Consider the following 23,272-nt stretch of genomic DNA (forward strand, 5'->3'; position numbering starts at 1 on the left):
TCCTTTTTCATGGATGAAAGGTGGAAATGGATATGAAAGTGGCAGTAGGTTCAAAGAATCCGGCAAAAATCAATGCAGTTAAGGCAGCGTTTCAAGGAACAGATTATGAGATTGTCTCAATAGATGCTGAATCTGGGGTAAGCGACCAGCCAATGTCAGATGAGGAAACCATCAGAGGTGCTGTCAACAGAGCCATCGAGGCTGCCGAAAAAGGAGAAGCAGGAATTGGCATTGGCCTCGAAGGAGGAGTCCAGCAAACTCCATACGGACTAATGCTATGCAATTGGGGAGCTTTGGCAGTGAAAGGGATGGAGCCGATCATTGCGGGAGGAGCCAGGATTCCGCTTCCGGATGAAGTAGCACAGCAATTGTTGGCAGGTTCCGAACTCGGGCCAGTGATGGACGATTACGCAAAAAAACAAAATGTCCGTAAAAATGAAGGAGCTATCGGGATCTTTACAAATGGACAAATCGACCGAAGCGAAATGTTCACTCATGTCATGAAACTGCTCGCTGGACAATATGAATATAATACGGATAAGACAGTCTAAAGAGGCTGTCTTTTATAGTTTTGATATAAAAAATGGCGAATATAAAGATTTATCGACAAATTTCTGAAAAATATCTTAATTTCCAACAAAAAATGCTTGAGAAGTCTTGTCACCCATCAAACAAGCAAGGTATGATAGAAAAGGAGTGGTTAAGTCCTTAGCAAGGGGGAAAAAAGTATGATGAAGTTCAGTAGGGCATTTGGGCTCGTTATAGTAGGAGTAATTCTGCTGAGCGGTTGTTCTGCCCAGTTTTCAGAGCAAAAGGCTGAAATAAAAAAAGAAGTTTCAAATACATTTGAAACTCAGCCTGAGAAAACGAATAATAGTACTAAAGACATAGAGTATTACTTGCCATCCGAGTTTAAAGTGGAAGAGGAAACGCCAAATAATGTCCTGTTCAATAATGGCTCAAAAACATATATTCTTTTCTATAACCAACACGAGAAAGAAGACAGTAAAGTGGTCTATGAATCTACTGTCAAGCAGCAGAAAGAATGGGACGCCAATGAGACATTCAGTAAAAATGGCAAATTTGGCTATATGCTGGTCAAGCAGCTGAAGGAAAATCAGTATCAGTTAATTGTCGGTATCGGCGGTGTCAAGCTGACCACAGAAACCGAAAACGTAAAAGAAGATGCAGAAGCCATGATGGAAATCGCGAATTCTGTGAAAGTAAAATAAACCTCGACCCTATGCTGTCTGAAGCTAATATAAGTTCAGACAGCTTTTTGTTTTTTCATGTGAAAGCTATACAAAGTAGAGCAGGGTTCGGACAGGTTTTTGCAATTTCACGTGAAAGCTGTCCGAAGTAGAGTCGTGTTCAAACTCCTTATAGTATTTTTTTACCTAAGTTGTCTCCCCCCTATCTTCTTATACTTACACAATTGCCGCCAATTGCAGGTGTGGGTAAGAATCCCTTCTCGTAATCAGATTAGTTTCTTTTTTTATCATGCATGGGTACAATAAGAACAGTAAAATGAGATTTAACCGGGAGGTACCAATATGAAAACCTTGGAGTCTATGGAACAATTCGAAACGTTGAAAAACGATGGAAAACATATATTTTTATTTACGGCTGGCTGGTGCCCGGATTGCCGTGTGATCGAGCCAGTCTTGCCTGAAATTGAAAGCAAGTACAGCAACTATGAATTTGTCTCTGTCGATCGGGATGACTTCATCGATTTATGCATCCAGCTTGATGTCTTCGGAATCCCAAGCTTCATCGCATTTGAAAATGGCAATGAGCTTGGCCGTTTTGTCAGCAAGAACAGGAAGACACAGGGTGAAATCGAAAACTTTATTGAAGGTCTTGCTTAATTCTTTCCCTCCATCTTTTGAGGTGGAGGGAAATTTCATGTAAAATGGGTTGCAGAAACTCCTGGAGAAGTGGAGGGATACTACAGTGGACAGCAGAAAAATGCGTAAAGAGCTTGAAAAACGCCTGCAGCATCCTGACCGGACTTTTTCCTATGACCGGGAAAAAGATCAGTTAAGGATTGAAAATAAAAACACTGGACGCGGCATCACGATTGCCCTGCCCGGGATTGTCGCCAAGTGGCAGGATCAGAAGGAAAAGGCGATTGATGAAGTGGTCTACTATGTTTCGGAAGGCTTAAATGCGATGGAAAGCCAGCTTGAGCTGTCAGGCAAAGAAAAGAACATTTTCCCAGTCATCCGCTCAACGTCATTTCCATCGGAAGCAGAGGAAGGGACACCTTTCCTATATGATGATCATACCGCTGAAACTAAGATCTATTATGCTTTGGATTTAGGCACTACATACAGACTGATTGATTCAAAGCTTTTGAAAAAAGAAGGATGGTCAGAGGGCCAGGTTCGTGAGACGGCTTTGTTCAATGTCCGTTCACTTTCCGTCAAGCTTAAAGAGGACCGTGTGGCTGATAACACCTTTTATTTCCTCAATACCAATGACGGATATGATGCGAGCCGAATCTTGAATACGAGCTTTTTGAATGAAATGAAGAAAAGAATGAAGGGGACCATGGCTGTGGCCGTTCCCCACCAGGATGTCCTGATCATCGCTGATGTGGAGAACAACACAGGCTATGATATCTTGGCCCAGATGACCATGAGCTTTTTTGCGAGTGGAAGGGTACCGATTACAGCCTTAAGCTTTTTGTATGATGACGGTGAATTGGAACCAATCTTTATTTTGGGCAAAACAAAAAAGGAATAGAATAGACAGGAGATGAAAGCCCGATAATACGGGCTTTTTTCCTTTATGTACTTCTGATGTAATGTTTTGTAAATATCTGAGCCTAAAGTTGATTCTCTCCGGAGAATTCTTCTCGTAAAAAATGCTCATTCTTTCAATTTATCTCGAAAAATATAGATTTACTGTTAAAATAAAGAATGAAATGCGAAAGAAAGAGTGATTTAAATTGAGTTGGATTAAAAGAATTTTTACGATGTTCCAAAATGATGATGATGAATTTGATGATATTGAGAGAGAACAACCATTACAAAAACTAGACAAACAAAATCGCAGCCAAAAGAAAGATCTGGAGGCAAAGGTATTGTACCAGTATCCAAAGGGGCAGTTCCGGTTCCCTTTGATTCCCGATGGTAACCCAGGGAATGAGACTCCGCGAAAAGAACGGAAAGAAAGGGTTGGCCCGGTTGAAGAAATAAAGCCTTTTATCAATGAAAAAGGCTCGTTCAGCTTTAAAAATGACAGTATCCCCCGGCAGGATTCCAACCAAAGACCGCGCCGAAAATCTGTAGAGGACACTAAGGACACACACAGAACAAAACGAGCGGAAAAAGTGAAGGAACCATTGAAGACTGGAAGAACAGAGGAAGCTGCTTCGAAATTCCGATATGAACCGCGAAAAGACAGCAAACCGAAATTCACGCAGCCATTCAAGCCAACAGAAATTCCATCTCCGATTTATGCATTCAACAGGCCGCCAAGGAAAGAGCAGAATCAAAAGAGCCTGGAAGATGTAGAGTATGAATTGACGGGGTTTGAAAAGGCACAGGAAAACAAAGCATCACAACCCATACGAAGTGATATCGATTTTATCCAAAAAGAGCCGATTCAGCCAGAACAGCCAATGATAACGGAAAAGCAGGAAGGTATTCTGCTAGAGCAGCCAGCCCAGATAGAAAAGCAGGAGGAAGTTCTGCTAGAGCAGGCAGACCAAATTGAAAAGCAGGAATGCGTCCTGCTAGAACAGCCAGCCCAGATTGAAATGCAGGGAAAACTTCTGGAGCAAGATCACTACATAGAAGATGATCTTGCAGAAACCCAGGACATCAAGACACCTGAAATAGAGGATGAAATTGCTCAATTCAATCTCGAAACAGAAGCACTTGATGTAATCCTTCGTGGTGAAGTGAACGATCATCAAGTTTTCGCAAAAGGGAATGAACTTGAAGAAGACGTTAAACTCCCGGCTGAATCCGTAGCGGTCAATGAACTTACAGATGTACTGACTCCTCGTCAAAACGAACATGTGTCGGCAGTGGTTCGTGAAGAGTCAGAAGTATTCGTACATCATGAGGATGATGCTGAGAAAGTACAGGGAGCGATAGAGCTGACTGCTCCATCATCTGAAAATCCTAAAGAGAAGGATCATCAAACCTTCGCAGAGGCAAAACAAGAAAATGTCCCTCAGGCAAACACAGCAGAAGAGGCGATTTCTTACACTGAGACAGTTCAGCCTTATGAAGAAGAGGAAACTCTTCTATCTGAGAACTCATCCGAAGAGCCTGTAACGGATCAAGACCTCCAGCAGGAGGAGGAAAAAACGGCAGAACCGAAAAGGCAGCTTCCTTTCAATGTCCTCATGCTTAAGCAGGATAAAAGGAAATGGGAAGCACGCAATATGTCTAAATATCCTTCTTTCATGACAGATGGCCGAAAAGCTGATGCACAAAAGCAGCCAACTGAAGAAATGAACGAAGTCCATCCAGAGGCAGAAACTGAGGAATCTTCATTAGTTGTGACCTCTTCTGCGAACAGTGTCACGCAGGGAAATCATCCAGTCGAGGGAAGCGCTGTTGCTCAGTCGTTCGAGCGTGAGACACATCCAGTCGAGGGAAGCGTTGTTGCTCAGTCATTCGAGCGTGAGGCACAGCCAGTCGAGGGAAGTGCTGATGCTCAGTCGTTCGAACGTGAGGCACATCCAGTCGAGACAAGGACGGATGCACAGTCGTTCGAACGTAATGCAGAACCAGCAGCACAGGAGAAAGTGGTCACAGTACTAGTACAAGAAGCACAAGGGGTAAAAATGCATACAAGCCAGCCGGCGGAAGAGTTGGCACAACCTTCGGTTATGGCTGAAGAAAAAGCAGGCCGAATTTCGGATGGTCCTTCTGAAGTCCGTCCGGCAGCGGTATATGACTTCCCTCCGCTTGATTTGTTGAATCCGCCTGTGTTCAAGGCTCCAGACCCGGAATGGCTTGCAGAACAGGAACATATGCTCAATGAAACTCTGAGGAATTTCAATGTTGGCGCAAGAGTGGTCAACGTGACGCAGGGACCATCTGTTACCAGATTTGAGGTACAGCCCGAACCTGGAGTAAAAGTCAATAAAATTACCAATCTATCAGATGATATCAAGCTAAGCCTTGCGGCAAAGGATATCCGGATTGAAGCGCCGATACCTGGGAAGCACACGATTGGGATCGAGGTGCCGAACCATACGAGCAGACCGGTATTATTGAGTGAGATTTTGCAGTCAGCAGGGTTTATGGATCTTGAATCTCCGTTGTCGGTTGCTCTGGGACTTGATATAGCCGGAAATCCAATCGTCACTGACCTGAAAAAGATGCCGCACGGATTGATTGCCGGTGCGACCGGGTCAGGAAAGAGTGTCTGCATCAACACGATGCTGGTCAGCCTGCTTTATAAGGCCCATCCAGATGAGGTGAAGCTGCTGCTGATTGACCCGAAAATGGTTGAATTGGCACCTTACAACCGAATTCCTCATCTAGTAAGCCCGGTCATCACTGATGTAAAAGCAGCGACAGCCTCGCTCAAGTGGGCAGTTGAGGAAATGGAACGCCGTTACGAATTGTTCGCACATACAGGTGTCCGTGATATCAGCAGGTTCAATGAACTTGCCGAGAAGCATCGCAGGTTTTCTGATAAGCTTCCGTATATCGTCATTGTCATCGATGAGCTGGCAGATTTGATGATGATGGCTCCTGGTGATGTCGAAGAGGCGATTTGCCGGATTGCCCAAAAAGCGCGTGCCTGCGGTATTCACTTAATCATTGCGACACAGCGTCCATCTGTTGACGTCATTACAGGATTGATTAAAGCGAATGTCCCAACAAGAATAGCGTTCTCTGTTTCCTCACAGGTGGACTCAAGAACGATCATTGATATCAGCGGAGCCGAAAAGCTTCTCGGCCGCGGGGATATGCTGTTCCTAGAAAATGGTTCATCCAAGCCATTCCGTCTGCAGGGTACATTCGTTACGGACAATGAGATTGATGACATTGTTGCTTTTGTCAGGGAGCAGCGGGACCCGCAATACTTGTTTGAACAGGATGAACTGCTGAAAAAAGCCCAGGTGACTGAAGACGAAGATGAACTCTTTTATGAAGCATGCGAATTTGTCATCGATCAGGGAGGCGCTTCTACTTCAAGTGTCCAGCGCCGTTTCAAAATCGGATATAACCGTGCGGCAAGACTGATTGAGATGATGGAGCAGCAAGGGTTCATTTCTGAAGGCAAGGGAAGCAAGCCAAGGGACGTCCTTATTACGGCTTCGGACCTTGAGTCCCTCCAGGAAACTAGTACATTCAATTAATAAATGGTATTCTTTATTAGCATGTACTTATAATAAGGAATAACTGATATAGAAGTTGGGTTGTTATTGAAGGAGCTTTTTGGATGAAAGAAATTGAATTGAAAATGCAGGGGAAAATCAGCCGCCTGACCAATCATACATTCAAGTTTGATGAAAGGATCCGGGATGGCTGGTTTTCAGCCGTGTATTTTCTCAAGACTCAAGAGCTAGTGAAGAAATACCAGGAAGACAATATCATCACCATGCAATTTTTTCAAAAAGATGAGGCAGTCCTGTGCGGGACAGATGAAGTCATCGCCCTGGTAAAAACATTTGCCGACCATCCTGAGGAACTTGAGATTTACTCACTTAAGGATGGAGATAAAATTTCTCCATTCGAAACGGTCCTGACCATTACAGGTCCTTACCAGAGTTTCGGTTATCTTGAAGGAATCATTGACGGCATCCTGGCCAGAAGGACATCTGTAGCAACGAATGTTTATAATGTCGTCAAGGCTGCAAGCCATTCAGGCAAGCAAAAGCCGGTGATTTTCATGGGGGACCGTGATGATCATTATACGACACAAGCCGGAGATGGGTATGCTGCCTACATTGGAGGAGCCACAGCACAGGCCACACACGCGATGAACGAATGGTGGGGCAAGCAGGGGATGGGAACCATGCCTCATGCTTTAATCCAGATGTTCGACGGTGATATCCTGGCAGCAACCAAGGCTTATCATGAAACATTTCCTCAAGATGATCTGATTGCTCTGGTGGATTATAATAATGACGCGGTTACAGATTCATTGAAAGTCGCGAGGGAATTTGGGGAAAAGTTAAAAGGAGTAAGGGTTGACACTTCTCGTACAATGATCGACCAGTATTTCCTCAGGAACCAGCATCTGCTTGGAACGTTTGATCCTCGCGGTGTGAATGCTGAATTGATTTTCGCCTTAAGGAAAGCACTTGATGATGAAGGTTTTCAACATGTGAAAATTGTCGTCAGCGGCGGCTTCAGTGAAAAAAGGATCCTTGAGTTCGAAAAGCATAATGTTCCAGTCGACATGTATGGAGTAGGCGGCAGCCTTTTAAAATTGAAGATTGGTTTTACCGGTGACAATGTGATGCTGAATGGAAAACATCAGGCGAAATCTGGGAGAAGGTTCAGGCCAAACCCTCGTCTTGAAAAAGTTGAATTCTAATCGCGGCACAGAAGTTTAAAAGAAACTCACTTAGGGAAAAAGTGCATTTATCCATGTTGCCATTTTCTATAATAATTTTGAAATAAGAATGAAACTGTGTAATTTACAGTAATGATGTTATAATGATTCAATACATGAGAGATAAGATAGATAAGATTAAGTTGGCTCGTGCGGCAGTTTCTTAAGGGAGACAGGCTAAATGAGCAAAACAGGATATCTGTCATATACTGTGTTACATACAGACGTTGTTGGAGGTTCTTTATATGACTATTTACCATTTTGTAGGTATAAAGGGGTCTGGAATGAGTGCTTTGGCTCAAGTTCTCCATGATATGGATTATCAGGTACAGGGCTCCGATTATGACAAGCACTTTTTTACCCAGGTTGCCCTTGAGAATTCTGGAATAAAGATCCTTCCGTTTAATAAGGAAAATATACAGCCTGGGATGACAATCATTGCCGGCAATGCCTATCCGGATACCCACGAAGAAATTCAGGAAGGAATGAAACTCGGCCTTCCGATCATCAGATACCACCGTTTCCTTGGTGATTTTATGCAGAACTTCACGAGTGTGGCGGTTACAGGGGCACATGGCAAAACGTCGACTACAGGCTTGCTTGCGCATGTAATGAGGGGTGCCAAACCAACATCCTTCCTGATTGGTGATGGAACCGGGAAAGGTGATAAGGATGCTCAATACTTTGTATTTGAGGCCTGTGAGTATCGCCGCCATTTCCTATCCTATTTCCCTGATTACGCGATCATGACGAATATCGATTTCGACCACCCGGATTACTTCGCCAATATCGAGGATGTCTTCTCGGCTTTCCAGGAGATGTCATGGCAGGTCAAAAAGGGTATTTTCGCATGTGGTGACGATGAACAGCTTCAAAAAATCCAGGCGAAGGTGCCAGTCGTATTTTATGGCTTTGGGGAGGAAAATGATTTCCAGGCCCGGAATATCATTAAATCAACAAGTGGGACTACCTTTGATGTCTTTGTCCGGAATACGTTCTATGACACGTTCTCGATTCCGGCATTTGGAGACCATAATGTGCTGAACTCACTTGGTGTCATTGCATTATGCCATTATGAGAACATCGACTCAAAGGTCATCCAGGAACAGCTTGAAACCTTCGAAGGGGTTAAAAGAAGATTCTCTGAAAAGAAGGTTGCCGACCAGATCATCATTGATGATTACGCACACCATCCGACAGAAATCAAAGCAACAATCGATGCGGCAAAGCAAAAGTATCCGGATCGTGAAATTGTTGCTGTATTCCAGCCGCATACCTTTACAAGGACACAGGCATTCCTGAATGAGTTTGCCGAAAGCCTAAACAAGGCAGATAAGGTTTATCTTTGCGAAATCTTCGGCTCAGCCCGTGAGATTCATGGAAAACTATCGATTACGGATCTTAAAGATAAAATCGATGACGCTGAAATCATCACAGAAGATGATACAACATTGCTGAAGGAGCATGACAATGGAGTCATCCTGTTTATGGGTGCAGGCGATATCCAGAAGTTCCAGGAAGCATATGAAAAACAATTGCAAGTGTAACGCGAAAAGCGTAAGCGCCTTGGTCAGCCCCGACAAACGCTGGAGGGCCTGACAGTGAAGTCGTTCTTTGACTTCATTGGCAGGACCGAAATCGAAAAGTATAGCCGACTGTACAGAAACGCAGAAACTGGAGACTCCGACAAAGAAGCGCTTTTTGCTTCTGCGGGCGGAGTTGAAGTTTCGGAGTTTCTAGGAGGCGACACCAGACAAGCGTCTCGAGGGGCTAGACGCTGGAGCTGGACAATTCTCAAAGAAAAAAATTAATACTTACTGATACTAAAAAAGGATGCGGCCAAGTGAGCCGCATCCTTTTTTGTTGTTATTTTAGGTTTTCGGGATTCAAGCCTTCCAATTCCGGAATGACAAATCGGCCGTCTTTTCGGATCAGGACATCATCGAAATAGATCTCTCCGCCGCCGTAATCTGGACGCTGAATATTGACCATATCCCAATGGATGTTGGAATGATTGCCATTGAATGCATCATCATAGCATTGTCCTGGTGTGAAGTGGAAACTTCCATCGATTTTTTCATCGAACAGGATGTCCTGCATCGGGTGGAGGATGTATGGATTCACGCCAATCGCAAATTCTCCAACATACCTTGCTCCTTCGTCGGTATCGAAAATCTTGTTGATGCGATCTGTATCATTCGCAGTCGCTTCCACGATTTTTCCATCCTTGAAGGTCAGCTTCACATTTTCAAAGGTGAAACCCTGGTAAGGGGAAGGAGTATTGTATGTAATCACACCATTGACCGAATCGCGTACAGGTGCTGTATAAACTTCGCCATCTGGAATGTTCAGCTCGCCGGCACATTTAACTGCCGGGATATCCTTGATGGAGAAAGTCAGGTCTGTCCCTGGTCCAGTGATTCTTACCTTGTCTGTGCGATTCATCAGCTCTGCAAGGCTGTCCATTGCCTTGTCCATATTGCCATAATCGAGGTTGCAGACATCGAAATAGAAGTCCTCGAAAGCTTCCGTGCTCATTTTAGCAAGCTGTGCCATTGCTGAGTTCGGGTAGCGTAGGACAACCCATTTCGTTTTTGGAACGCGAATATCCCGATGGACTTTTTTGCCGACTGTACTGCCATGGATTTTCATTTTGTCTGCCGGGACATCAGCATGCTCGTTGATGTTATCTCCAGAACGCAGCCCGATGTACGCATCCATTTTACTCATTACATTGGCTTCAAAGTCAGCAATCATATCAAACTGCTCCTGCTGAGCACCCATAAGCAGCGCCCGGTCCACCTGGTGGTCCTTCAAGGATACGAAGGGATAACCGCCAGCCTCGTAGGCTTCTTTTACAAGGGCCGTAACAAGCTCACGCTGAAGGCCGAAGTTCTCAATCAGGACTTTTTCTCCTTTTTGAAGCTTGACAGAGTAATTGATCAGGTTTTTCGCCAGCTTCTGTATACGTGGGTCTTTCAAATGAATCACTCCTAAGTATGTAAAATTTAACACATAATCATATTGTAACCGAAACGCCGAAATTTGTGCTCAATTCCTTTCAAGAGTTCTGACAGTTTGGATTGGTAAAGGGAAACATCTGTTAAAAGAAGCATGGGATTTTGACAGGTTGGACTCGAGAAGGAGGGAAGCTGTCAGAATCAGCAGTTTATTTTGACAGGTTGAGTTGGATAGGCGGAAAAGCTGTCAAGAAAAGCATGGAATCTTGACAGGTTGGGCAGGAAAAGTGGAAAAGCTACCAAGAAAAGCGTGGAATCTTGACAGGTTGAGCGGGTGAAGAGGAAAAGCTGTCAAAAAAAGCAGAGAATCTTGACAGGTTGAGCTGGTTAAGGAGAAAATCTGTCAAGAAAAGCATGGAATCTTGACAGGTTGAGCGGGTGAAGAGGAAAAGCTGTCAAAAAAAGCAGAGAATCTTGACAGGTTGAGCTGGTTAAGGAGAAAAGCTGTCTAAAAAAGCATGGAATCTTGACAGGTTGAGCGGGTGAAAAGGAAAAGCTGTCAAAAAAAGCATGGAATCTTGACAGGTTGAGCGGGTGAAGGGGAAAAGCTGTCAAAAAAAGCAGAGAATCTTGACAGGTTGAGCTGGTGAAGAGGAAAAGCTGTCAAAAAAAGCAGAGAATCTTGACAGGTTGAGCAGGGAAAGTGGAAAAGCTGTCAAAAAAGGCATGGAATCTTGACAGGTTGAGCAGATATATGAGAAAACCTGTTAAATTCAGCTTCGCACCTCAAACAGGGATGCCCAGAAAGCTATCAGCAATGCAAGAAATCCCACTTTTTAACCATATTATCTTCCTGCAAAACTTAAATATATATAATCACTTAACTGGAATTTTATGTTGTAGAAAGATATGCTAAGAGAGGAAGGAAAAGGGGATGTGTCTATTGAAATAGTTAATGGACAAGGTGGTTTACGTCGCCTTATGCTGGGTAAAATGTACATATGCTAACGGAGGTGTTCAACAGTGGAAATTATTTTGTATTTAAGTGTTGCGGTAATAGCAATCGCATTCTTAGTTTTGGTAGTTTCATTATCCAAAACTCTAAAATCTTTGCAAACAACTTTAGACAGTGTGTCAGGCACGCTTGATGGCCTGGAGAAGCAGTTGGATGGTGTGACTCGTGAAACAACGGAGCTTCTGCATAAAACAAACAATTTGGCTGACGATATTTCCAGAAAATCTGAGAGCTTGAACGGTGTCATTAATGCTGTGAAGGATGTAGGAAATTCTGTTCAGAGATTCAACCAATCGATCCATAATGTTCAAACAATGGTTGACCTTCAGATTGACAGGAATAAGGACAAGATTTCACAGGTTGTTCAGTGGAGCAATGTATTCCTTGAGTTGAAGGACAAATGGCAGTCAAAAAAAACAGCACGAATTGACCATCAAATGGAAGGCGAAGAGATGGTAGCGAGGCAAAGAGAACGAGTTAGGTATTAATGAAAGGTGGAGATAAAATGAACAGGGAACAAAGTCAATATGATGTTAATGGATCAATGAGGGACAGTAACAGTAATAACAGCAATTCCAGAGATTTTGTTACTGGTGCGATTGTTGGCGGCCTTGCCGGGGCAATCGCGGCATTATTGCTGGCTCCGAAGTCAGGGAAAGAGTTGCGTGGATCGCTCAATGAGCAAACTTCAACACTTAAAACCAAGGGCGTGGATCTAGCTTCTGTAGCGAAGGAGAAGGCAGGCGGGCTAAAAGAAACTGTGACACAGCAGTCTTCTAATCTTGTTAACAAAGTGAAGGACATGAAAAACCAGGACGGAACATCTTCTTCTGTTTCCGAGGAAGACCCGCTGCAGGAAGTGCCAACTTCCATGGCAGAGACAAGCTCCATGGATAATACGCATACGGCCACTGGAGAAGAAATTCAGAAAAAGCTTGAAGAAACACAAAAGGCTTTTGATGAAACAGAAAGCAAACTGAATCAGTAAGTTTGTCATGTAAACGGTGAAGTGGTAAGATTACTTCACCGTTTATTTTTATTTAAAGAGCTTTTTTCGCATAGATAATCACTTCAACGTTCTGCAAAGTATTCGCGAATCATCAGGAATGATAAATAGGCAAAGCGATCAGAGCCATGAAAAAGGAGAGAGTAGGATGCAAAAAATTAATTCCATTGAAGAATTCGATAAGCTTGTCGATTCGGGTGAAACGTTCTTCATGCTGAAGCACAGCACAACCTGTCCAATCAGCGCAGCTGGGTATGATGAGTTTGCCAAGTTCGAGCAAAAAAGCAACGGCCAATTATATTATTTAACTGTCCAGGATTCCCGCGATCTTTCAAACCATATTGCCGAGAAATTCCATGTTAAGCATGAATCGCCACAGGCTATTCTATTTGTCAATTCTGATGTCGCTTGGCATGCTTCTCACTTTAAAATCACGGCAAAATCGCTGTCTGCGGCAAAAGAAGAGAATCTAAAGTAAAAAAACATCCGAAAGGATGTTTTTTACTTTATACTGACCGGATTTTCAAAAGTGATGTTTAACTCGTCCCCTGGTGCAAGACAATCGTCAAACGCTGCTTTATCACCGTTTTTCAACAAAGTGAATCCGCGTGTCTCCTTGGGAATATCGATTTGGGCAAAATTGAAAACATCCTGGAATATGAATGGCTGCACCTCTTTTTGTTTTGTAGTAATCTGGTCTCCGTTAAAGATTTGCTCGTCCATCCCAATCCTGGTACCTTCCCTGACGAACGCTGTTATTTCGTGCTCCAGCTGGATCTGCTGTCCATTAAAGAAGATAGGCATAGTGTCCATCGCCCGTATGCCAAGTAACTCTGTAAGTCTTCGGAGTGTGGGTTCTGTTCCCTTTTCAAAGCGTATCGTATCAAGGTGGTCAAATTTATTATTCAGGCTGGCTGGCACATTATTCACATGAATTTTTCCCATGAACTCCGCAATCTTTTGTTCCTTCCCGTCAATCTTGACATAGAAAGGGCGTGTATCCCTAAGGATTTCTGCCTGATTGAGTTCCTTCAGTGCGTCTTCAATTGTGTCTGCCATCTCAAAGCTGATTTCGTCCCTGTCGGCAACTTGCTGTGAAATCGGGACACGCAGGCCATTGCAGGTCAATTTTGACCTTATTTCATACCTTTCTCCATTGAGGATGATAGTTTTGGCAGGAAGCTCTCCAATCAAATCTTCGAGTGTCAGCGCTGTTCTGACACCATCCTGACCCTTCTCGACAGTCAGCTGATCGCCTCCATCCACCTGATCATCAAAAGTACAAGGTATATCATTTTTCAGTAAAACAGGTGGCTGCCCATGTTTGCCGGGTATGGTCACATTCTTGCCATTCAGGCTGACAATCATCGCAAGTCCCGGTTTGCCGTACAGCTTATTCATTTTGATGCCTGCGGCCAGCAGACAGTCTCCTACGGTCAATTTATTGACTTCGAAAAGCCTCACCGGCTGTCCATTCACGTATACCGTATGATACTGGACAGGGGATTGTCTTGCCGCAATCGCGATTCCGATTGGCGTGACAAGCTCGGGTCCTTTCGCGATATGGCTCGCAAATGAAACAGATGAGATGGCATCAAGACCTCGGATGGCAACTCTGTTGTCCGGCAGGTTCAGCTTGTTTGCAAGCCTTCTGGTCAAATCAGGTGTCAGGCTGCCCCCACCGACAAGCATGACTGCTTTTGGTGATTTATCGTTATTCAATCTCAGGATTTCATCACCGATCGTTTCTGCCAGGCGGTCAATCGCAGGGGTGATCCTTTCGATCGCTTCCTCTTTGCTGATGACAGTCTCGAACCCAAGTATGTCGGTAATGGTAATGGATTCATTTTCGAGCAGCTCCCGCTTTGCTTTTTCAGCAAGAGGGAAGTCGAGCAGGAATTCATCGCTGACAGCTTCAGTTATTTCGTCTCCGGCAACTGGCACCATTCCATACGCGATTACAGTCCCTGAATCCGTGAGCGCGATATCTGATGTCCCCGCACCGATATCAACGAGGGCAACGTTCAATCTTCTCATTGAAGCAGGTATCAATACATTGATTGCGGCAATCGGTTCGAGTGTCAGGGCGTCCATCTCCAGACCAGCCCGATCCAAAGCGGCAAGCAGTGACTCCACGACCACTTTAGGAAGGAAGGTTGCAATGATTTCAACAGAAGCCTCTGATCCGCGCTGATCGATCAGGCTCCCGATTACTTCTCCATCAAGCTGGTAATAAAGCACAGAATATCCGACACAATAATAGTGATGTCCCAGATCATTGCTTTTTTCTCCAGCTACGGCAGCTTGTGCAAGCTGGACAGCACTTAGTTCAAGATGGAGGATATCTTGCTTCGAAAACATCGGATTGCCAGAAATATCGATAATTGCTTTTGAACGTTCTGTTTTCAAGGCGCGGCCGGCTGCAGCCACACAAACCTTGGATAACGGGCCATGTGTAACTTCCAATTCTTCTTTGATTTCAGAAATGATGTCTGATACGGAGAGGACGTCATGGATCTGGCCGTCCAGCATCGCTCGATCCTTGTGTTCACGGATTATGATTTCGATTGCTTCATAATGTCCATCAGTTTCTTCCAGGATGATTCCCACTACGGAACGCGTCCCGATATCTAACGCAAATAGTTTATTATTAACTTGCAAATTTGTGCACCCTCTAACTTAAAGTATCATATGATGCTTTATCGCTTAAAAGCGTTTAATTATTAAAGAAAAATGCGTGACAACGATATTTTTTTCAGATATAATTACTTTTATTATATTGTATAGCTTAACCACAGTACATGAGGCTCTTTACATAAGGCCCTCTTAATATTATCGGTCTCTGATGCCTTTGCTTTAGGCCAGGGCTCCAGAAAGCCGACGATATTAAAAAAGCACCATACAACTCTATCGCTATAAAGAAGATTCAGGTGATCACTGTTTCTCATCCTGGCATTAAAAGAACCTGGTGTTCTTTTCTTGATGATTCTTAAAGGTAGGGCTAAAATGAATTTCGAAAGGACGGGAAGGAAAATGACAAAAAATCTTGACCAGCTTAGGAATCGTGTGGATGAATTGAATTTAGAGCTTCTCTCATTAATTAATGAAAGAGCCCTGCTCGTCCAGGAAATTGGCCGTGCAAAAGAAACACAGGGCGTCTATCGTTATGACCCTGTTCGTGAACGAGAAATGCTCGATTTGATCAAGGAAAGCAATAATGGTCCTTTTGAAAATTCCACGATTGAGCATATCTTCAAGGAAATTTTCAAAGCCGGACTTGAACTTCAATCAGATGACCACCGCAAAGCTCTTCTTGTTTCCAGGAAGAAAAAGCCTGAAGATACGATAATAGATATTAAAGGATTGAAAATTGGCGATGGAACTCCGGACTTTGTTTTCGGTCCATGTTCAGTCGAGTCATATGAACAAGTAGCCACAGTGGCGGAAGCAGTTAAAGCGAAAGGCTTCAAGTTGCTTCGCGGCGGTGCTTTTAAACCAAGGACTTCACCTTATGACTTCCAGGGATTAGGTGTCGAAGGACTGAAGATTTTAAAAAGAGTTGCGGATGAGTATGATCTAGCTGTCATCAGTGAAATCGTCACACCTGCTGACATTGAAATTGCCGTGGATTATCTGGATGTCATACAGATCGGTGCCCGCAATATGCAAAACTTCGAGCTTCTTAAAGCAGCAGGGGCAGTGAACAAGCCGATTTTATTAAAACGCGGGCTTGCCGCTACGATTGAAGAATTCATTAATGCCGCTGAATACATCATGGCACAGGGAAATGGCCAAATCATTCTATGCGAGCGCGGAATCCGGACATATGAAAAAGCTACCCGGAATACGCTTGATATTTCCGCAGTGCCTATCCTGAAAAAGGAAACACATCTGCCGGTCATGGTGGACGTTACCCACTCAACTGGCAGAAGGGATTTATTGCTGCCGGCAGCTAGAGCCGCACTGGCAATCGGAGCAGATGGCGTCATGGCAGAGGTGCATCCAGATCCAGCAGTCGCTTTGTCGGATAACGCACAGCAAATGGATCTTAAACAGTTTGATGAATTTTTAGAGGGATTAAAATCCACTCCATTCGTAAGAGTGTAAAGTTCAGAAACCTTCCTTTAAAAAGGAAGGTTTTTTTCTTGAGCAATTAGGGGTAACTTAAAAAGAAGACAATATCCTGATCGCAATAAAAATATATAAAAATAAGATGTTCAGATTGCGGGATTGTTGTGGATATCGTATGATTAATAACATAATTAAACTTGTACATATAATCACAAACTCAAAAAATGATTATAGTTTCAATTTTTGCTGTAAACTAAGCGAAAAGTGCCGTTTATTACCTTAAGGAGTGAAATAGATGAATATTACAATATATGATGTTGCACGGGAAGCGAACGTTTCAATGGCAACGGTTTCACGTGTTGTCAATGGAAACCCGAATGTTAAGCCAGCAACAAGAAAGAAAGTCATGGAGGTCATTGACCGTCTTGGCTACCGTCCGAATGCGGTTGCACGCGGACTGGCAAGCAAAAAGACAACAACTGTCGGCGTAATCATTCCCGATATTGCAAGCCCGTTTTTTGCGGAGCTGGCAAGGGGAATCGAAGATATTGCTACAATGTATAAATACAATATTATCTTGAGCAACTCTGACCAAAACATTGAAAAAGAGCTGCATTTGCTGAACACTATGCTTGGCAAACAAGTTGATGGAATTGTTTTCATGGGTGGCAATATTAAGGAAGAACATGTTGAGGAATTCAAAAAGTCACCAGTGCCAATCGTCCTCGCAGGCTCAATCGAGGAAACAGGTGAAATACCATCTGTAAATATCGACTATGAGCAGGCGACATTCGATGCAGTTTCTACTTTTGTAGAAAAAGGCCATAAGGAAATTGCATTCGTGATTGGGCCGCAGCTGGAGCCAATCAACAAGGATAAAAAGCTTGAAGGATACAAGCGTGCATTAAAAGACGCAGGAATTCAGTATAACGAAGAGCTTGTGGTCGAGGGAGATTATACGTATGATTCAGGTCTCGAGGCAATTGAAAGAATCCTCGAGCTCGACAAGAAGCCAACAGCAATCCTGGTCGGGTCGGATGAAATGGCACTTGGAGTCATCCACGGTGCTTTTGACCGAGGATACAGCGTTCCAAAAGATTTCGAAGTAATCGCTTCGGACAATACAAGATTGACATTAATGGTACGCCCTCAGCTTACAACGGTTGTCCAGCCTTTATACGATATCGGAGCAGTTGCCATGCGCTTATTGACGAAATACATGAACAAAGAAAAAGTGGATGAGAATATCGTCGTCCTGCCACACCGGATCGAAAACAGGGATTCAACGAAATAATCTGAGCAGCCTCTTGCAGCAAATGCAAGGGGCTTTTTTAAGCAAAATTACGTGAAATCCAACGTGATATAAAAAAATACTGCCAAATCTTCTGATACAGCACTAACCAATGAAAGTCTCGGCTGCTTTTATTTAACCTTAACGCCTACAATTTAAAGTAAGCCGACCACTTTTTGAATTAATTCGATCACTTTTCAAATTAATTCGATCACTTTTTCAGTTTTTTCGACCACATTTCAAATTAATTCGACCACATTTTCGGTTTTTTCGACCACATTTCAAGTTTTTTCGACCAACTCGAAATGTCGACCTTGCCTGCAGCATATCTCCCTTCTGTAAAACAAAAAACCGGGATACAAACACCCGGTTTCGCACTTACACAGTTTCTGATTTTTTATTAGAGCGGATTGGATATAATGCTTTCTCGACTGTCTGGGCATTCTTTTCTGTAATTTCCGGTTTTCGCGGGATTGGCGGGTATAAGTTTTCTGGATCATCCCATTCAAGCGGCAATTCAACAGGTGCCTGATCCTTCCATTCATCGATCCATTCCTGCGGCAAACTGCCATAACAGTTTGAGTTTTCAATCATCTCAAGCCAGATCAGTGACCAGGCTCTTGGTACCACGCGCCAAATGTCGTAGCCTCCGCCGCCAACCGCAATCCACTTGCCACTGCAATATTTATGGGAAACCTCATGGGCAAGCTTGGGAATTTCCCGATAGATTTTCATCGTTGCCGACAGATGGGTCAATGGATCAAGATAGTGGGCATCCGCACCATTTTGCGTCAGAATGACATCAGGCTTGAAGAATTCGACTATTTCAATCAGTGATGTTCGATAGGCATCAAGCCATGAGTCATCCTCTGTGAAAGCATCGACCGGGATATTGAAAGAATACCCGTAGCCTTTGCCCTGCCCGCGTTCATTCACATTGCCTGTACCGGGGAAAAGATAGCGGCCGGTTTCATGGATCGATAATGTGCATACATTCGGGTCATCATAGAATGACCATTGAACGCCATCGCCGTGATGGGCATCGGTATCGATATATAATACCCGTGCATTGTATTTTTTCTGCAGGTATTTAATCGCAACAGAACTGTCATTGTAAATGCAGAAGCCCGAAGCTTTGCCGCGGAACCCATGATGAAGGCCTCCGCCTAGGTGCAAAGCATGATCAGCCTTTCCGTTCATCACATAATCCACTGCCGTCAGCGTGCCGCCAACAAGCAAAGCACTTGCTTCATGCATATTGTCAAAAATCGGCGTGTCTTCCGTTCCCAGTCCATATCCTTCCGCGGTTTCAGCTTTAAGCTTTCCCTGGCCGGCAAGCTTAACAGCGTTTACAAAATTGGGATCATGGACGAGGTGAAGTTCCTCATCCGTGGCCATCCGTGGCGCAACAATCTGACTGTCCTCAATTGCGCCGATTTTACGCAATAAATCCAGCGTAAGCTTCAACCGCATCTGGTTAAAAGGATGGTTGCTGCTGAACCGGTAGTTCAGCAGCTCGTCTGAAAAGACAAACACAGAGCGGTCGGTCATGATGAAACACCCGGGAGATTAGGCCAGAGTACTTGGTGTCCCGCTTTTTTCAGATCCTCGATCACTGCGATTGGATTCATCGTCTGAATCCTTACAACGAGGATTTTGTACCGCTCATCTTTTTGGTCAGGGTAGACAAGTACACTTTGGATATTTGCCTTCCGCATACTGATCAAGGATGCTATCTCGCAAAGCATGCCTGCTTTGTTGGGAACCTTTACTTCAATCTGGGAGCCGGGCTGGTGGGCGCCTGTAAGCTCTACAAGCGTATGCAGCAGATCTGTTTCTGTTACAATACCTACCAGCTTCCTGTCATTGATGATTGGAAGGCAGCTGATATTATGTTCATAGAACACAGCTGATATTTCTTCGACGAAATCCAAAGGGTGCCCGGTGATCACATTTGTGGTCATAATTGATTTTACCGGATTATCAAGCTCCCCCTTATGTTCATCCCAGTGGAAAACCGACGGGGCAGCATCCTTGATATCGCGATCGGAAACGAGTCCGATCACTGCGTGGTCCTTATTCACTATGGGAATATGCCGAATTTTATTTTCCGCCATCAGTTTGATCGCGGCTGCAATGGTATCTTCAGGAAAAAGCGTCGTGACGTTCTTTTTCATAATTTCCTCGACGATCATAATTCCTTCCTCCTTGACTGATGAGGTATCTTTTAAGCTTTAATACATAAAACGGTTCATGAACCGCAGTTGGTCAAACTTTTGCACAGATTCAGGGGGAATTCTCTTGCCAATCCGTGCCATAAGACAGTTTGCCGGGTGCGAACTGATTTCAGGATCATCTGTCGCGTACCAGACAAGACCGCCTGCATTCATCATTTTTTCCATGACTTTTCGATATTCCCATACATTGAGCCCTGTTCCTTTCAGGTCCCAATGCCAGTAATATTCAGTAGTTATAATGATATAATCTTCCATCGCGTCATCCATCATGGAAACCATCAGCAAATTCTTGCCGACTGAGCACCCGCGAAATTCAGGTATGACCTCGATTGCACCAAGTTCGATCAAATCTTCCATTTTTCCCTCAGACCATCTCTCAAGCGGGTCTGGATACAGATAAGTTACATAGCCGACGATCATATGCCCTGAACGAGCCACAATGATCCGTCCTTCAGGCAGACCGGAAATCTCAACCAGCGCCTTGTGCTGCTGGGCTGGAGGCCGGAAAGCCACCAAATCTTCGTGGAATTCATAGCTTGCCAGTTTTTCAGGAGAAATCGGGCCTTCAATGATCAAACGGCCATGAGGAGTCTTCAGTTCTTTTGCGTTATAAGTCTTTTTATGTTCCATTCAGTCACCACCCGTCAACAATTAAAACGATAATTCTATTATACATAAAATCTAACAAATAAAAGCGCTTTCACAAAATTTTCTGTTTTTAGACAAGGACTTTATCAGCAGAAAAAGCTGGCAGGGAAACCAGACTTTCTTTTCTACTAATATTTTAAAAATTGAGAAAATCGAATTTTTATACTATAATGTATTTTAAATAAATAAGCCAAGGGGGATGGATACATGAAAGTGGAAGCGCTGCCAGTGACGCAAGGGAATCATAACTTAAAAAATTATGAAGAGCTTCATGGCCAATTTGATTGGGGTGAAGCTGAAAAAGAGTTTTCCTGGTCTGATACAGGAAGGGTCAACATTGCATATGAAGCAATTGACCGCCATGCAGAAAGTTTCAGAAAAAATAAGATTGCGCTATATTATCAGGATGGGGTGCGCAAGGAAAAATATACCTTCAAAGAAATGAAGGAACTTACCAATAAAGCTGGTAACGTATTTAAAACATACGCGGATGTGGAAAAAGGGGACCGCGTATTTATCTTTATGCCTCGTTCTCCAGAACTGTATTTTGCAGTTCTCGGGGCGGTAAAACTTGGTGCAATCGTAGGCCCATTATTTGAAGCGTTCATGGAGGGAGCTGTCCGGGACAGGCTTCAAGACAGCGGTGCAAAGGTATTGGTCACGACACCTGAGCTGCTGGAACGTGTTCCTGTCGATGAGCTGCCAGACTTGAAGCATATTCTTCTTGTTGGTGACAACCTGGAAGCTAATGATCGGTATATTGATTTTAAACAAAAGCTTTCTGAAGCAAGCAAAAAGCTGGATATCGAATGGGTTGACCGCAAGGATGGACTGATTTTGCATTACACTTCCGGTTCAACTGGAAAGCCAAAAGGGGTACTGCACGTCCATAATGCGATGATCCAGCATTACCAGACCGCAAAATGGGTTCTAGACCTTAAAGAAGAGGATGTCTACTGGTGCACAGCGGATCCAGGATGGGTAACAGGGACTTCATACGGAATCTTCGGACCATGGCTTGCAGGAGCGTCAAATGTAATTATTGGCGGGCGTTTCAATCCTGAGACATGGTACAAGATGATTGAAGAGTACGGAGTGACTGTCTGGTATAGTGCTCCGACGGCCTTCAGGATGCTGATGGGTGCGGGGGATGAGGTCGTGAAAAAATTCGACCTGAGCTGTCTGCGCCATATCCTGAGTGTTGGTGAACCGCTGAACCCTGAGGTAGTCAGATGGGGAATGAAAGTGTTCAACCTGCGCATCCATGATACTTGGTGGATGACTGAAACCGGTGCACAGCTGATCTGTAATTACCCAAGCATGGAAATCAAGCCTGGTTCAATGGGTAAGCCAATCCCAGGTGTTCAAGCGGCAATCGTTGATGACCAGGGAAATGAACTGCCTCCATACAGAATGGGCAATCTGGCAATCAAAAAAGGCTGGCCATCGATGATGCACACAATCTGGAACAACCCGCAGAAGTATGAATCGTATTTCATGCCTGGCGACTGGTATGTTTCCGGTGACTCAGCATACATGGATGAGGATGGATACTTCTGGTTCCAGGGACGGATCGATGATGTCATCATGACCTCAGGTGAGCGTGTCGGACCATTTGAAGTAGAAAGCAAGCTCGTTGAACACCCTGCAGTCGCTGAAGCAGGTGTCATCGGCAAGCCGGACCCAGTCCGCGGCGAAGTCATCAAGGCGTTCATCGCATTGCGTGACGGTTATGAGCAATCTGACGAGTTGATCGAAGAAATCCGCCAATTCGTGAAAAAAGGTCTTGCAGCACATGCAGCACCTCGTGAAATCGAATTCCGCGATAAGCTTCCTAAGACACGAAGCGGTAAAATCATGCGCCGCGTGTTGAAGGCATGGGAACTTGACCTTCCAACCGGCGACCTGTCTACAATGGAAGATTAATTGAACCGTTAAAAAGAGGGTGTCCCAAAAGTATAAACTTTTGGGCACCCTCTTTATTTTTTAGACTGCTTGTAAAAATAGTCCGTTGATTTCCGTTCCAGGCGCTTCGCTTTCCGCGGGGCTGGCGCTGAGCCTCCTCATCGCTTCGCTCTTGCGGGGTCTCACCTGACCAGCTGCGCCGCAGGAGTCTACGCGCCTTCCACTCCAATCAACTCAGGTTTCTAATTCATTTTTTACGCAAAAAAATACAAGAAAATCCCTCTTTTGTTATAATTAAGTCACCACAACAAAACAAACAGAAGGAGAGATTTTCTTGTACAAAAATTATAACACAAACCAATTGACCCTTCCAATGGACATTCAAGTATTGATTCCTCAAGAGCACCTTGCCCGATTGATTGATCTTGCCGTCGACCAGATGAACCCAAAAATCTTTCTCTCTCTTTATCCTAGTGGAGGCCGGCCGCCTTACCATCCTCAAATGATGCTAAAAGTCATTCTTTATGCATATGCCACCCGGATTTATTCCTCTCGACAAATCGCCAAACAGCTAACAGAGAACATTATTTTCATGTGGCT

The 23,272-nt window shown here is 44.1% G+C and carries 20 protein-coding genes; 15 read left to right on the forward strand and 5 right to left on the reverse strand.

Going from position 1 to position 23,272, the window contains the following annotated elements; all coding sequences use genetic code 11:
- The first annotated feature begins 32 nt into the window (after window positions 1-32).
- The 8 genes from M3593_RS21200 to M3593_RS21235 all read left to right on the forward strand — a co-directional run bounded on the left by M3593_RS21200 (window position 33) and on the right by M3593_RS21235 (window position 9,350).
- Complete coding sequence (locus tag M3593_RS21200) at window positions 33-551, forward strand: DUF84 family protein (protein ID WP_251544738.1); 519 nt, start codon at window positions 33-35, stop codon at window positions 549-551.
- A gap of 177 nt (window positions 552-728) precedes the next feature.
- Window positions 729-1,232 (forward strand): hypothetical protein, encoded by a 504-nt coding sequence (locus M3593_RS21205; RefSeq protein ID WP_144477225.1) that lies wholly within the window; start codon window positions 729-731, stop codon window positions 1,230-1,232.
- 321 nt (window positions 1,233-1,553) lie between these two features.
- Window positions 1,554-1,868: a thioredoxin family protein gene (locus M3593_RS21210; RefSeq protein ID WP_251544737.1), complete on the forward strand. Its 315-nt coding sequence runs from the start codon at window positions 1,554-1,556 to the stop codon at window positions 1,866-1,868.
- Between the two features lie 85 nt (window positions 1,869-1,953).
- Window positions 1,954-2,748, forward strand: a complete 795-nt coding sequence (locus M3593_RS21215) for a DUF1444 domain-containing protein (protein ID WP_251544736.1) — start codon at window positions 1,954-1,956, stop codon at window positions 2,746-2,748.
- Between the two features lie 205 nt (window positions 2,749-2,953).
- Window positions 2,954-6,337, forward strand: coding sequence for a DNA translocase FtsK (locus tag M3593_RS21220; RefSeq protein WP_251544735.1), 3,384 nt, complete (start codon window positions 2,954-2,956; stop codon window positions 6,335-6,337).
- 83 nt (window positions 6,338-6,420) lie between these two features.
- Window positions 6,421-7,521, forward strand: coding sequence for a nicotinate phosphoribosyltransferase (locus tag M3593_RS21225; protein ID WP_144477235.1), 1,101 nt, complete (start codon window positions 6,421-6,423; stop codon window positions 7,519-7,521).
- A gap of 263 nt (window positions 7,522-7,784) precedes the next feature.
- A complete protein-coding gene (gene murC, locus M3593_RS21230; protein WP_144477238.1) occupies window positions 7,785-9,086 on the forward strand; it encodes a UDP-N-acetylmuramate--L-alanine ligase in 1,302 nt (433 codons plus the stop codon).
- Between the two features lie 54 nt (window positions 9,087-9,140).
- Complete coding sequence (locus M3593_RS21235) at window positions 9,141-9,350, forward strand: hypothetical protein (RefSeq protein WP_144477241.1); 210 nt, start codon at window positions 9,141-9,143, stop codon at window positions 9,348-9,350.
- A gap of 55 nt (window positions 9,351-9,405) precedes the next feature.
- Here the strand turns inward: M3593_RS21235 and M3593_RS21240 are convergent, their stop codons facing one another.
- The gene (locus M3593_RS21240; RefSeq protein ID WP_144477244.1) at window positions 9,406-10,521 is read right to left on the reverse strand and encodes an aminopeptidase; all 1,116 of its coding nucleotides are present in this window, start codon (window positions 10,519-10,521) and stop codon (window positions 9,406-9,408) included.
- A 1,001-nt stretch (window positions 10,522-11,522) separates the two neighbouring features.
- Here M3593_RS21240 and M3593_RS21245 point away from each other — a divergent pair.
- The 3 genes from M3593_RS21245 (at window position 11,523) to ytxJ (ending at window position 12,998) form a co-directional block, all read left to right on the forward strand.
- Window positions 11,523-12,002 (forward strand): DUF948 domain-containing protein, encoded by a 480-nt coding sequence (locus M3593_RS21245; RefSeq protein ID WP_144477247.1) that lies wholly within the window; start codon window positions 11,523-11,525, stop codon window positions 12,000-12,002.
- Window positions 12,003-12,019: 17 nt separating this feature from the next.
- On the forward strand, window positions 12,020-12,502 hold the full coding sequence (locus tag M3593_RS21250) for a YtxH domain-containing protein (RefSeq protein WP_251544734.1): 483 nt from the start codon (window positions 12,020-12,022) through the stop codon (window positions 12,500-12,502).
- A gap of 166 nt (window positions 12,503-12,668) precedes the next feature.
- Window positions 12,669-12,998, forward strand: coding sequence for a bacillithiol system redox-active protein YtxJ (gene ytxJ, locus M3593_RS21255; RefSeq protein ID WP_251544733.1), 330 nt, complete (start codon window positions 12,669-12,671; stop codon window positions 12,996-12,998).
- Between the two features lie 23 nt (window positions 12,999-13,021).
- On the opposite strand, the gene pilM is transcribed toward ytxJ, so the two are convergent.
- Window positions 13,022-15,181 (reverse strand): pilus assembly protein PilM, encoded by a 2,160-nt coding sequence (gene pilM, locus M3593_RS21260; RefSeq protein WP_251544732.1) that lies wholly within the window; start codon window positions 15,179-15,181, stop codon window positions 13,022-13,024.
- 372 nt (window positions 15,182-15,553) lie between these two features.
- Here pilM and M3593_RS21265 point away from each other — a divergent pair, with 372 nt between their 5' ends.
- Window positions 15,554-16,627: a bifunctional 3-deoxy-7-phosphoheptulonate synthase/chorismate mutase gene (locus M3593_RS21265; RefSeq protein WP_251544731.1), complete on the forward strand. Its 1,074-nt coding sequence runs from the start codon at window positions 15,554-15,556 to the stop codon at window positions 16,625-16,627.
- Between the two features lie 259 nt (window positions 16,628-16,886).
- A complete protein-coding gene (gene ccpA, locus M3593_RS21270) occupies window positions 16,887-17,885 on the forward strand; it encodes a catabolite control protein A (protein ID WP_144477259.1) in 999 nt (332 codons plus the stop codon).
- A gap of 375 nt (window positions 17,886-18,260) precedes the next feature.
- On the opposite strand, the gene M3593_RS21275 is transcribed toward ccpA, so the two are convergent.
- The 3 genes from M3593_RS21275 to M3593_RS21285 are packed head-to-tail and all read right to left on the reverse strand — an operon-like array spanning window position 18,261 to window position 20,749.
- A complete protein-coding gene (locus M3593_RS21275; protein ID WP_251544730.1) occupies window positions 18,261-19,433 on the reverse strand; it encodes an acetoin utilization protein AcuC in 1,173 nt (390 codons plus the stop codon).
- Window positions 19,430-20,077: an acetoin utilization AcuB family protein gene (locus M3593_RS21280; protein ID WP_144477265.1), complete on the reverse strand. Its 648-nt coding sequence runs from the start codon at window positions 20,075-20,077 to the stop codon at window positions 19,430-19,432. The genes M3593_RS21275 and M3593_RS21280 overlap by 4 nt, the downstream gene beginning before the upstream one ends.
- Before the next feature lie 39 nt (window positions 20,078-20,116).
- Window positions 20,117-20,749: a GNAT family N-acetyltransferase gene (locus M3593_RS21285; protein ID WP_144477268.1), complete on the reverse strand. Its 633-nt coding sequence runs from the start codon at window positions 20,747-20,749 to the stop codon at window positions 20,117-20,119.
- A 225-nt stretch (window positions 20,750-20,974) separates the two neighbouring features.
- On the opposite strand from M3593_RS21285, the gene acsA reads away from it, so the two are divergent.
- Both acsA and M3593_RS21295 read left to right on the forward strand, forming a co-directional pair.
- The gene (gene acsA, locus M3593_RS21290) at window positions 20,975-22,693 is read left to right on the forward strand and encodes an acetate--CoA ligase (protein ID WP_144477270.1); all 1,719 of its coding nucleotides are present in this window, start codon (window positions 20,975-20,977) and stop codon (window positions 22,691-22,693) included.
- A gap of 313 nt (window positions 22,694-23,006) precedes the next feature.
- Window positions 23,007-23,272, forward strand: a 266-nt coding sequence (locus M3593_RS21295) for a transposase (RefSeq protein WP_251544729.1), incomplete at its 3' end; no start/stop codon positions are given.

This window comes from Mesobacillus sp. MER 48, assembly GCF_023714225.1.
GTDB lineage: Bacteria > Bacillota > Bacilli > Bacillales > Cytobacillaceae > Mesobacillus > Mesobacillus oceanisediminis_A.

Bases quoted from the DNA above. Each gene is read 5' to 3' on its own strand.
- M3593_RS21200 (WP_251544738.1), top strand. From the start codon at position 33: ATGAAAGTGGCAGTAGGTTCAAAGAATCCGGCAAAAATCAATGCAGTT.
- M3593_RS21205 (WP_144477225.1), top strand. From the start codon at position 729: ATGATGAAGTTCAGTAGGGCATTTGGGCTCGTTATAGTAGGAGTAATT.
- M3593_RS21210 (WP_251544737.1), top strand. From the start codon at position 1,554: ATGAAAACCTTGGAGTCTATGGAACAATTCGAAACGTTGAAAAACGAT.
- M3593_RS21225 (WP_144477235.1), top strand. From the start codon at position 6,421: ATGAAAGAAATTGAATTGAAAATGCAGGGGAAAATCAGCCGCCTGACC.
- murC (WP_144477238.1), top strand. From the start codon at position 7,785: ATGACTATTTACCATTTTGTAGGTATAAAGGGGTCTGGAATGAGTGCT.
- M3593_RS21250 (WP_251544734.1), top strand. From the start codon at position 12,020: ATGAACAGGGAACAAAGTCAATATGATGTTAATGGATCAATGAGGGAC.
- ytxJ (WP_251544733.1), top strand. From the start codon at position 12,669: ATGCAAAAAATTAATTCCATTGAAGAATTCGATAAGCTTGTCGATTCG.
- M3593_RS21265 (WP_251544731.1), top strand. From the start codon at position 15,554: ATGACAAAAAATCTTGACCAGCTTAGGAATCGTGTGGATGAATTGAAT.
- ccpA (WP_144477259.1), top strand. From the start codon at position 16,887: ATGAATATTACAATATATGATGTTGCACGGGAAGCGAACGTTTCAATG.
- M3593_RS21275 (WP_251544730.1), bottom strand. From the start codon at position 19,433: ATGACCGACCGCTCTGTGTTTGTCTTTTCAGACGAGCTGCTGAACTAC.
- M3593_RS21280 (WP_144477265.1), bottom strand. From the start codon at position 20,077: ATGATCGTCGAGGAAATTATGAAAAAGAACGTCACGACGCTTTTTCCT.
- M3593_RS21285 (WP_144477268.1), bottom strand. From the start codon at position 20,749: ATGGAACATAAAAAGACTTATAACGCAAAAGAACTGAAGACTCCTCAT.
- acsA (WP_144477270.1), top strand. From the start codon at position 20,975: ATGAAAGTGGAAGCGCTGCCAGTGACGCAAGGGAATCATAACTTAAAA.